At 48.7% G+C, this 12,172-nt stretch carries 6 protein-coding genes; 2 read left to right on the forward strand and 4 right to left on the reverse strand.

Annotation, left to right across the window (positions count from 1 at the left end):
- Positions 1-7 precede the first annotated feature (7 nt).
- From AC58QO_RS17785 to AC58QO_RS17800, 4 genes are read right to left on the reverse strand one after another with little or no spacing between them, the layout of a single operon-like run.
- Positions 8-3,067: an MFS transporter gene (locus AC58QO_RS17785; RefSeq protein ID WP_497267814.1), complete on the reverse strand. Its 3,060-nt coding sequence runs from the start codon at positions 3,065-3,067 to the stop codon at positions 8-10.
- Positions 3,068-3,097: 30 nt separating this feature from the next.
- On the reverse strand, positions 3,098-3,601 hold the full coding sequence (locus AC58QO_RS17790) for a GNAT family N-acetyltransferase (RefSeq protein WP_497267815.1): 504 nt from the start codon (positions 3,599-3,601) through the stop codon (positions 3,098-3,100).
- Positions 3,602-3,616: 15 nt separating this feature from the next.
- The gene (locus AC58QO_RS17795; RefSeq protein ID WP_497267817.1) at positions 3,617-6,385 is read right to left on the reverse strand and encodes an adenylate/guanylate cyclase domain-containing protein; all 2,769 of its coding nucleotides are present in this window, start codon (positions 6,383-6,385) and stop codon (positions 3,617-3,619) included.
- Positions 6,386-6,401: 16 nt separating this feature from the next.
- Positions 6,402-9,812, reverse strand: coding sequence for a stalk domain-containing protein (locus AC58QO_RS17800; RefSeq protein ID WP_497267819.1), 3,411 nt, complete (start codon positions 9,810-9,812; stop codon positions 6,402-6,404).
- Positions 9,813-10,030: 218 nt separating this feature from the next.
- Here AC58QO_RS17800 and AC58QO_RS17805 point away from each other — a divergent pair, with 218 nt between their 5' ends.
- Together AC58QO_RS17805 and AC58QO_RS17810 are read left to right on the forward strand one after the other, a co-directional pair.
- A complete protein-coding gene (locus tag AC58QO_RS17805) occupies positions 10,031-10,417 on the forward strand; it encodes a DUF4280 domain-containing protein (protein WP_497267821.1) in 387 nt (128 codons plus the stop codon).
- A 37-nt stretch (positions 10,418-10,454) separates the two neighbouring features.
- A complete protein-coding gene (locus AC58QO_RS17810; RefSeq protein WP_497267823.1) occupies positions 10,455-12,101 on the forward strand; it encodes an MORN repeat-containing protein in 1,647 nt (548 codons plus the stop codon).
- Positions 12,102-12,172: the final 71 nt, after the last annotated feature.

Raw genomic sequence — 12,172 nt, forward strand, 5'->3', positions numbered from 1 at the left:
ATCACTCCTACGACATTTTCAACAGCATGTTTTCAAGCAATCGTACTCTTGCACTTGAAGCGTGAAGCATCCCGATACCTATCTCCGGATATAGTCTCACTAAGCGAGACAAACTCTCCCCTTGCAAGGTAAGGACACGCACCTCATCAAATATCACTTGTGCGGTAACGGACGATGGGGATCCGTCTAACGCCGTCGTTTCGCCAACTGCTTGTTTAGGTCCCAGAACGCCAATGGTTGAGGTTTCTCCAACACCTGTCTCATTGCTTAATTCAACATGCCCCTCAATGAGGAGATACATGGCCGAGTTCGGTTCGCCCCGACGCAATAGGTAGGTTAAATCTTCATGTACTTCTTCTGTCGCAATACCTGCGATTAAACCTAGTTCATCCACGGACAAATCGGCGAATAAGCTGACTTGCTTCAAGAAGATGACTTTATCCAGCATCGTTAAGAATTTGCGATCTTCCTTCATATCTGCACGCTCCAATGCGCTTAGTGCGTAGATGGCAATATCCTTGAGCCAGCTATCTGCCCATGATGTTGCCTGTTGAAGCAATTGAAGAGGCTGTATTTCCTCCATCACGTCAACCTTGCTATCTTGCTTCAATTGATCTAATAAAGCATAAGCCAATTTGCGATCGCCGAGCCCCTCCGCAAGTACTTCCAAGCCGTTCTCACGAAGTTCAACGTTCTCGTCTTGGATAGCTTCACGCAGTGTCATAATGATCCGCTCATCGACGAGTTTAGCCATGACGGCCCATGCCCCATCAATAAGTGCATCATGCAGCTCTCCGCATCGTTCCTTCGCTAGTTCCGCAAGACCCATCAGGTCAAGCTTCTCCAGCGCAGTAGGCAGCGCACGCTCCTGTGTCGATGCTTGCAGCCGCTGTACGCAAAGTTCAACGAGAATTGAACGTAGTCTACCTTCATCCAGCAGCTCAGCTAGCGTTGTTACGACCGCATTCCAAATGAATGGATTCGGATGGAGGCTATATTCCAGTAAGGGCTTCAGCGCTTTATCACCCATATCCACAAAAGCTTGCAGAATGGCTTTGCGCAGCTCTTGATCCGCCATGGTTACCATACTAAGCATAACGGGAATGCTTTCGACGTGCTGCAGCTTACCGATACAATGCGCTGCTGCCACCTTCACAGCGGGACGCTCCTCATCCAGTAAAGACACAACCCATGCTGCGTACGATTCCAATTTCAGGTCAGCTACAGTATGGCAGCCATAAACAGCCCATTCGCCGCCAGTATCCAACATTTTGATGATCGCCTCGTCACATGCCGCGAAGCTTTCTTCACTTTCCAATGCATACAGAGCTTTCACGCCCTCATGCACAACCTTCGGATGACTATCCAGCAGCTTCACTCGGATAAAGAAATGAGACTGACTTTTTAGATGGACCGCCTTGGAAATCAGCTTTACACACTCGGCACGCACCTCCGGATCCTCATCCTCCAAGAAGGAAGCGACCTGCACGAGGTCCTGAATAGTGGCACCCTGCAAGTTCATAGCACGTAATACCGCAATGCGAATCCGCGAGCTCTCTTCACCAATCATTTTGATCAAATGCGGCAGGAACGCGGAATCTTTGGCTTTCCCGATAATTTCTAAGGCTAGCTCCCGCACATAATCATTCGGATGCTTCAAATAATCTAGAATAGCCGACAAAGCTTTGGAGCTTCGTATGCCCCCAATAAAGGAGCTCGCAATTTCTGACAAATCTCCGTGTAAGGATTGTACGCTTTTGACCAATTCACGAATGTAGAGGTTTCGTCCGAACCAAGCAACAACAACCAGAATCCCCGCAATGACCACGCCAACCCATGCCAGCGGTGACAATTGAAGGAGTCCAAACGAGTGAAGCATGGAGAGAAGCGAGCCGATGAGAATCCCGCCAGAAGCAGCAACCCCTTGCGCGAAGTAACGATAACCATCCCGCTTGGAGATTGGCATCATTTTGAAGAAAAGCTGATAACAAGGCTCTGCAATGTAATACAGTAAAATATAAAACACTGCATACGATCCAGAAACCATCACTAATCCAAGTGATTGATTCATGAATAATGCTGTGAGACCAAAGCCGCCGAAAAAGAGGACCGTGATGCCTAATAAAATATTGCTGGCACCTAACCAATTCATTAATCGGGTCGATACCGTTTGGAGCAATAAACAGAAGGTAAATTGTATGGCGGTGATCAAGCCATAAAATGAGGTTAAATCGCCCTCATTCGAGAACTTATATTCTGCAGCCGTAAAATATTGATACTCCATCATAAAATAAACAGCTGGCATAAGCGTCATCAGGGCAACCGCGCACAGCAGGAACGGACTTCTCAGCATCTGCTTCGCATAGTAACCGGAGGACTGCTGCTTCTCTTCTTCAGACAGGGAGACTGGCTGGGTCGTCTTCAGTCTCTTGTCTTCCTTCAAGGTGAGAGGAACTAAATAGCGCATCAGCGCCCGTCGGAAGAAAATGAACCCGAAAACCATGAGGATAGGCGCGAGCGCATACACGGCTTCCGTGCCAAGCAGCTTTCCTAGCTGATGAGCGAGCAAGCCTGCTGTAATTCCGCCCGTCGTTGTAGCAGCGATAAACACGGGCATAAGCCGTTTCGCCTGTTGGGTAGGACACAAGTCAAACGCTGTGCTCCATAAGAGCAAGGTCAACTGTCTCACAACAAAATTGGAAGTTAGAAATAGTATCGGATAATAGTAGCGATAGTCGATGCCGCCGAGCTTAAAACCAAGTAATATGGCACCATTCAGGAAGAGCAGCCCCATCAGAATGAGATATAGCGTGCTCATCATCTTAGCCTTCGGCAGCCGGTTCGCCAGCTTCGCTAAGAGCCAGCCTTCGAGCGGCATAATAGCGGCTTCAACCATATAGATATAGGGCAAATACTGCACGCCGAAACGCTGATTAAAAAGTGCCATGAACGCTGTGTAATTCAAGGATTCAGCTATTCCGCTAAAGTAAAAGATCGGCAGCATCATCCATAACTTACGACTGTCTTCTGTGCGCAGCCCCATCCACCCTTTTAAGGTTCCTTGCATCTCATCAGGTCCAATCTATTAGTCTATCTGTCAAGTGGACAGCGGTTTATAAAAGGCCAATCTAGCTTCACCTTCATAATAGTAATTCGGGTACGTGCCAATTAATTCGAAGCCATTGGCTTTGAACATCTTTTGAATCGGAAAATATTCGGGCAAATCACATGTGTAGGTTAAAATGTAACGTCCTTGAGCATTCCTAGCAAACGTTTCTAACGCTTGAAATAGCACCTTAGCAAAGCCATGTCTGCGGTAATCTCGATGCACAGCCAAGTAATCCCAGAGAAATCCGCCCGATTGATGCTCATTCTCTTTGCAGCTCGTGACCGCGATAATGTCACCAGCCTCATTCTCAATATACCAATGTCGGTGATTGCGCTGAGATAAGCTAAGCATCGGCGCATGACGGAAATGTTCCAGCTCACCCGGTGTGTGTCGCTGATCATCAAAGGAGACGGGTGATAGGTAGAAATCTGTAATCCGCAAAGCATCTTTCTCAGTTATCAATTCATGTACGGTCAAATTACTTACCACCATGCCGCAATCACCTCTTTACGAAACAGATAACGTACCATTCCATTCACCTGTCGTACCCTGTTGGAAATACTCATCACACATATAAAAATACAGCTGAGCTGCTTTATCTTGACGATTCTGCTTGAGAACCATTAAGAAAGCTTCACGCGCATCATAGAACCGTCCGACCTGATAGAACGTAACTGCCTGCTCGAACAGTGCTTTCGTCTTCTCTTTCAAGGCACGGATGGTATCCGCATCCCCTTGATACACATCGAACAAATGAAGCGGTTCTTGCACCCCATCCACTTGTATCAAGCCAAGATCTCGATATAGAAAGTCAGAAGGTTTTTCTAAGGACTTTATAACCGAATCCGTGATAAGAATCGATGATCCTAGAGGCTCTGTCATTTTCTCCAGCATCGTCGCGAGGTTCACACCATCAGAAATAACATTTCCTTCCAAACGCTGCTCCTCCCCAATGATGCCTAAACGAAGAGGGCCTTTATGTAAGCCAATGCCGAAATCAAGCGGTGTATAGCCTACACTCAATCTATGCGAGTTGTAGGTATCTAGCTCCTTGCGCATCTCCACACAAGCGAGCAGCGCTTCATCAGTCTGATTCGGGAACAGCGCCATAAAACCGGCGCCCAAATATTTATTCATAAGTCCTTCATGCTTGCGGACATACGGTCCAAATCGTTTCAAGAACGAATTTACGAAATTGAAATTTTCTTCTGGCGACAGCTTTTTGGATAATTGGAAGAACCCTCGGATGTTAAAAATCAGAATGGACATGTTCTGCTCTACTTGGTCGCCTAGTTCGACATCCAGAATGCTCTCTTTGTTCAAGAAGCGCAGAAACTGCTGTGGAACGAATCGATAATAGGATTGACTGAAATTCTCAACCTTGGTGATGTAATCGCGAATCCGAGCAGCCATCGTGTTGACACTGTCGCCCAGGTCCGACACTTCATCCCGGGTATTAATCTTAACGACTGTATCCCAATTGCCTTTGGCAATCTCACCCACGCTGTTGCGGAGCTTCCGAATGGAAGACATCAGTACATAGGTCATGATCACAAGCACGAGCAGCAAGCCAATCGAGATAAATGCAATATTGCGAATAATCGAGTTTAGTACGGATTGACGATGCTTCAGCAAGCCATCTAAGTTCTTACTTGTTTCGAAAACACCGACAATTTTACCCGCTGAGTTGAAAATAGGTGCGATCGCATAGCGCCATTCTCCGGAGAAATCCTCCCATTGGCCCGTTGCAGTCTTACCTTCCAGAACAACCTGTTGATTCTCTGGGGTTTGCTGGAATGGATTAAACATATGCATGCCGTCATCGTCTTCCAAAATGCGATAAATGACGCCATCCTCATATTTGTAAACGGCCTTGTAGAAGCCTTGATTATCATCTCGTACATTATTCTCAAAGACAGATTGAATCTTCTTGCGGAACGATTGATAGATGGTGCCTCTATAATCCAAAGGAGAAGTGAGACTTTCGAGCTTGTCTCCATCGACTAGATTTTGACCGTTTTTGGCTAGTAAAATCAGCTCACTGAACGTCTCTTCTTCCATCTTCTTAGAAAAGCTATTGTAAATAACGGTAGAGAGGAGAATCATGGAGAAAGCAATGACCGGAATTAAAATGAAGATTTGCTTCACCATTAGAGGCAGTCGCCGCTTAAGCAGGTTAACGAATATGATTCTGATTGCAAGGAGCACCAGTAAAATAAAGGCTACAGCAATCGACCATACCAAGGTTGCGTGGTTTTGAGCGGATCGGCTAAATTCGGCTTCGATTAAAGAAGGCGTGATTGTGCCATCCGGAAGCCGCCGATTAATTTGAGCAGACTCAACGATAATGAGACTGCCATCTGGGCCAATACTGCTCGCTGTCGTGTCAAAAGCGAGCTCCACGCCACTCGTTTTCGCCTTCTCATCGTCAACAAGACCTTCCAAAACATAAGGTTGCTTCGGATCAAGTCTAGTAATCATGCGCGTGTTAAAATCAATAAAAATCAAACGTCCCTGATTGTCCAGATGCAGACTCTCCGGGAAATTGCGTCGCGTGCGATCTACACCAGGCAGTGGATACACGAGCTCGGAGCGACCCTCGCTAAAAGCACGATAAATTTCACCGCTGCGTGTGGAATAATAAATTTCGCCTGGCGTATAACCATCCGCTTCTGAAACGTATTTGTTGTCAGGCAGCGTAATCGTATACTTAAGCTTGGGCTCTGTGCTAGAACCTTCGCCGATCGGTGTTTCGTATAAGGATAAATGCTTCACTTCATCATTGAAAAAGTACACCATTCCCTCGTGTACTTGCACATTGCGTAAGGAACCAAGTCGGTATCTTTTGGACTGAGAATCACCATATTCCTGTGTAAACAGGCTGCGATCGAATTCACCGTTCGGTTTATATCGCACAATTTGCTCGGACTTAACAGCAATCCCATACGAGTCTAGTAAAGTACGAATTGTATACAAATAGCCCTGGCCATCGACGGCCATATCGTTAAAACGGTACACTTCACCATTCTTACCCGTTTCACTTGTAATGGAGAACTGCAGAATCCCCTGGGCATCCAGCTTGTGGATCGTTTTCTTGGCATTATCGATGACGAATAAGTTGTTCTGTGAGTCTGAGATGGCCTTCGATAATCCGTCGAAAGGCATGCTTTTCTTCCATGGCCACAACTGGAGGCTTTCTCGGTGTGCACCAAGGTAAGTTCCTGCAGCACCCAGAAGCAGCAGGACGAGCAGCAATGCCGCAATCGATTTCTTCATCGCTTGTTATCTCCTCTTAATTTGTAATCTGAATGATTTGCATAGCTGCGTTCCAGTCGACACCTAGGCCTAAGGACTCTGAAATGAATCTTAACGGCACATAGGTCCTACCATCTAGCAGAAGGGATGGTCCATCTATCACAATAGCTTGGCCATCTATATAGGCCGTAACTTGATTGATTGAGCTTGTTATGGTTGTATATTCGGTGCTGACAGTGACTGTAAAGCTCTCAGGGTCCCAATCTACCGCCGCTCCAAACGATTCGGAAACGGATCGAATAGGTAGATAGGCTTGTCCATTTATTATAACAGGCGGAGCCGCGAATTTGATAGAAATATTGGAAGAAAGCACGTTTTCTGCCGAAAGTGGTTGAATCGTGACAGGAACCTCAGCAAGATCGGAAGAAGCAGGAATGGACGTTATGCTCGCCAAGCTTGCGGCGATATCCGTGAGAAGTTGAAGTTCTTCTGGCGAGTACTTCAACTTCTCCTGCTGCTGCAGCTCACCCAGCAGCTTCTCGACTTGCTGTTCCAGCTGCGCTTGTACGACCGCGTTTGCTGGCAGCTCTGCCAGCAACAGCTGTACCGCGTCCAGCTTCGCGAACAGCGCAGCCTTCTGCGTCGACAGCTTTGCTGCGTCGACGGCCTCGAGTGAGCGGGTCAGCGTAGCCACCCGCTCGGTGTCCTGTTGCGCCTGCGCTGCGCTCAGCGCAGCTTGCAGTTTCTGCTTCGCTGCTTCGAGCGAAGCCAGACCAACGGAAGCGCCAGTCTGCGCATCCGCGAACTGCGCCTGCGTCGCGAGAAGCTGCTGCAGCAAGGCTGCAGCGGCTTCGGGCTCGCCGGCGGCGAGGGCTTGCTCCAGCTTTTGCTGCTGGAGCGCGGCTTGATCGGCCAGCTGTTCCTCGCTGGCCTGACCATCATCAGTGGCGGGGGTCCCAGCGCCGCCATTAGACCCATCGCCCGGCTCTGCCGGCGATGCTTCCTCGGACAGCGCTGCGATCAGCTCGTCCGGGTTGTTCACCAGCGACATCTGCGAGAGAGCGGCTTTGGTGTCGCCACGCAGCAGCGCCTCCAGCATGCCGAGCTGGGCCTGCGCATCCTTGAGCTGAACAGCGAGATCAGCGATCTCGTTCAGCTTCATGGCCGCTACAGCCGCATCTTTCGCGGCTTCAAGCTTCACAATGTCTTGCTTTAAGGTATTGATCTTGCCTTGCAGCTGATCTGGTGTTTCTAAAGAAGCTATTGTGCCAGGTTCCTTGATTTCCACAGTCACCTTGAGTGCCTCTACGGCCTCTTTGGATAGGATGGAAGAACTGGCTGGATTCGTTAACGCATCCGAATCTAAAGCGTCATCCATGCCAATCCAAGGTGCGCCTGGGGTATCCGATTGATACACCATGCCTTGTCCAGATGTCGCCATAGTAGCGGTAGCCGCATTAAATGCCGCTGGTGTCAACGCCTCCAGCTTCACTTTGTAGGAGCCAATAATGATGGTTCCCAAGCCTTCCTCTTCATTGGCGGAGCTTTCACCATTCTCGGAGTTTTCCTCTGTTCCGTTACCATCTGCACCATTATCAGAACCCTCTGTACCATTCGCGCCATTGGAACTGCCAGCACCTGTACTTCCAGAATTTCCAGTACTTCCGTCACTTCCTGCTGGTCCATCGTTACCTGCACTTCCATCAGTACTCAAGCTTCCATCCGTACTGGTCCCCCCACTGGCGTCCCCTGTACTCGTACCGCTTTCCGCACTCGCAGCAACCAACTGCCCCGTACTGCCTTTCCCGTCCAGAGGCAGCGTTTGAATCACTTTACCCTTCTTATATAGGACGACCTTAAGCTGATCCATTTGACTGAATTTAAGCGTTAAATTTCGCACCGACTTATTGATTTTAGTCCGCTTCCCGACACGTTTACCGTCTTTCGTAAATACGGCATAGTCCGTAGCGCCCAGCTTTTTGCTTACGCTAATACTGAAATCGCTAAGAAGCTGTCCTACCGCTGGCTTAAGCTTCCAAGTGCCCAATGGCGCTTGTGGCTTCTTAGGCGTAAGCGGTGACAAACCATCGTCTAGATTTTGATACGGCACCATGCCTTCGCGAAGCGTACGATTTACAGCCCCGCCGGTTGCTAGATCTAGCTTGCCAAGGGCCATTTTGTAAGCTATTTGCGCAGCCACAATTTGTTGACCCGCTTGCTCTACAGCATCCTTATACGCCTGAAGCTCCTCTGCTTTCATCAAGCTTAGCTTCAGCTTCTGATTGGCCTTGGAGAGGTTCGCTACTGTATTATCCCTATCTCGCAAGGCCTGGGCGTAGCTTTCTTCGGCTCCCTTGGCTTCCAAAAAAGATTGCCGAACATCCGCAATCACAGCGTTACGGCTTTCTTTTTCCTGCAGCTGCGCCTTATTCTGTTCCATGGTTGCTAGTGGCAGTGCATTTGTCAGATCGTCCAAATAGCGCAGCCCATCAAATTCTCCTTGAAGCAGTGACTTCGGAATTGGAATGAATCCTAGCAGCATAAAAAATCCCTGCCAATCCTCCTTCACACGCCCCAACGTTTCGTCATAGCCCGCCTGAAACAGCTCCATATCGATCTCTTGCTCTTTAAATAACCCATCCATCACCTTCATGCGGGCTGGGCCAAACTTGCCACTATATAGATTACGGGTCGTGTTCAGCTTCTCATCCGCCAAACGACGAGCCTCCGTATCTCTTAGAAGACTTAGTGTAGTCTTTTGACCCATTGCTATATAAGTAGGAAGCATCCGTTGGTCCAAATCCGCGTAATCAGGTTGAAACGAAAGCTCCACTTTATTTTCCATATCGAGTTGAAGTAGTTTGCCTAATGCCAAACGGCTAGACTTCGCCGTCAATTGGGCTTGTTTGTAATCTGATGCTGCCTTCTCTAACGCTTTATCTACTTTCTCTTGTTCCGCAGCATCTGCGAGATTGTATTTCCGCTTCTTATTAACCGTATCGACAGCTGCTTTGGCTGCGTCATATTTCTTCCGAGAAAGTTCCTCCGCAACAGCATCTTGATAGGCGGTTAAATAACTTTTCTCGATATCATATCGAGCTGTATTCGTGGACTGCCGCAATGTTTCCTGGGCAATAAACAACTGTGACCTGGCGTCTGGCACCTTCAAACGGGTGGATATATCCTGGCCTAAATTATGTGGCTTTGCGAATAAGCCAGATGCTTTCGCCTCTTCATTATTGACCGTATGCTGAGCTTGCTCTAACTCGATCCTTTTCTTCAAAACATCCGTTCTGGCGTCGCGCAGCTGGGAGCTCTTCTGGAGCCCCTGTTTGACAGCTTCACCCATGGTCAAAGCCTTTACCGTCGCAGCTTCGGCCCGAACGCCAATTGCCATGAATGAGGATGTTGCCACAACGCATGCCAGCCCTATTTTCGCAATTTTCAAACCAATCAGGATAAACCCCTCCGCTCACGTACTTCTCTCTCTTTATAGTACAATATCTCTACCACTCTCGCATCCATTCTTTGGAGAAAAATAGCGAAAACAATCGAATAGAGGATTAGATTGCCGCTTATTCCCTTTTCTAGTAGTATAAAAGAATGAGATAAGCGAAATTTGCCGAATATTGCACGGGAAATAATTTCAAGGAAGGGGCATCCATAATGGGGAATCTAGTCTGCGGCGGTGCGATGCTGCAATGCACATTCGGTGCTGCACCTGGCTCGTTAATGGTGCTTCCTGCAAATATGGTCATGACCGCCATGCCGATTGCCAACATTATGGATAATAAGCCCATGGTAAATATATTGCCGTTTGGCATGTGCAATTCAATGGCGAATCCGATGGTCGCAGCTGCAACAGCCGCAGCTTTTGGTGCATTGACACCGATGCCTTGCATCCCTGTCACCGCAGCCCCTTGGGCTCCCGGGTCTCCAACTGTCCTTGTCGCGAACATGCCTGCTTTAAACAACAGTTCCAAATGCATGTGCAATTGGGGCGGAGTTATTTCAGTTCAACAACCTGGTCAGATGACGATTCAGGTCCCATAAATTCTTCTTTTTACCATTGAAATAAGGAGTGAGAGCATTGGAGCCGATCAAAACGATTGAGAAAGTGCTAAGGCCTATCGTAGCACCTTTCATCGGACATGTTATGAAGGCTATCTTGACCGTTGGAAGATTGCCTAAGCTAGCGATTATTAAATTTCAACAAATGATGCGGGTCATGCTGCAGACGCGCGAATCCTCTTTAAAAAACTACGTTTTGCTCGGCTCCTACTACATCTCCAAACGACTTCTTGTTTTCATCCTATTGTTCATCTTAGTTTTAATTTTCTTCATTTTTATCCGACCTCCAAAGATCGTCAACAAATGGTTCAACCGCGTGCCCGTCTTGCAACAAGACACAGCTAAGCTTACAACGTTCTCCGGTAATGGAAAAATTGTCGATCCCAAGAAGGAAGCACGCTACGTAGGCGATCTTGTAGATGGTCTTTATTCTGGCAAAGGTAAACTGTATCATACCAACAGCGTTCTCGCGTATGAGGGTGATTTCGAGAAAGGTCTGAAAACTGGAAACGGCGCTCTCTATGACGAGCAAGGACACCTGACCTATAAAGGCGCCTTTACTGCCGATGTGTATAATGGAGCTGGCACTTTGTACGATGAGAAACAGAAAGTGATTTATAGCGGTGAGTTTCAAAATGGCAAATTCGGCGGTGCGGGCAAATTGTTTGTACCGAGCGGCGATCTGCTCTATGAAGGAGCCTTCAATGGCGGCATGTATAATGGCGCTGGGAAGCTGTTCGCCCCAGGGGGCATTGCCCAGTATGAAGGCGAATTCGCCGCTAGTTTATATAACGGGGCAGGTAAGCTTTACGATGCGAAGGGGATCCTCATCTACGAAGGCGGTTTTAAGAATGGCAGCTATTCGGGCGAGGGCACGGAGTTTTACCCTAGCGGCATGATGAAATATAAAGGCCAATTTCTTGTAGGCCAGTATAACGGCGAGGGCACCTCCTTTGATGAAAAAGGCGTGCCGCGCCTCAAAGGCGCCTTCCAGAGCGGCGCCCTGACTGGCGCTGGTGAAGCGTATGACGAGTTAGGCAAACTCGTCTATAAAGGCGACTTCAAAGCCGGCGTCTATGACGGCCTTGGCACGATGTTTGACGCAGACGGCGCGCCGCTGCTGCGGAGCTTCTTTGCAGGCGGCGCAGTCAGCCTGCAGGGCTTCATCGGTTTGTCCAGCAAAAAAGTCGAAGACTTGCTGGGCAAACCGGCGGAAGTGACGCTGCAGGATGACAGCGTCATGCTCGCGGGCCAGGAGGCGGCTGTCGCAGACGCCTCCGACGGGGTGCCAGCCGCAGAAGCAGGTGCGGCTGATGGTGGGGCAACGGCGTCATCAGTGCCGACAGGCGTGAAGCTGCTGCTGAGCTATCCGGCCTACCAGCTGTCGCTGCTGGTAGAGCCGTCGAAGACGAACCCGAAGGAAGCGGTCGTTACGTCGCTTAGCATTTGGGGTTCGAAGCCTTTGGCGCTGCTGCAGCCTGGCATCGAGACCTTCAAGAAGCTGAACGAGCCCAATGATGCTGGCTATCGTGTTATGGAGTTGGAAGTCGGCGCTGGTGCTGGCGCGTATAAGAATACCTACTTTAAAGGTGATTTCCTCTTCACACTCACCCATTTTAATAGAACGAAAGAAGCTCACCTCCTGCAGGTGAGCTCGACGAAATGAGAAAAGCCGGGGGCCGAAGCCTCCGGTTTTTCTGTGCATGCCCATTCGGTTAGACTAACGGACACAAGGAG

This window comes from Paenibacillus sp. J31R30, from assembly GCF_059692115.1.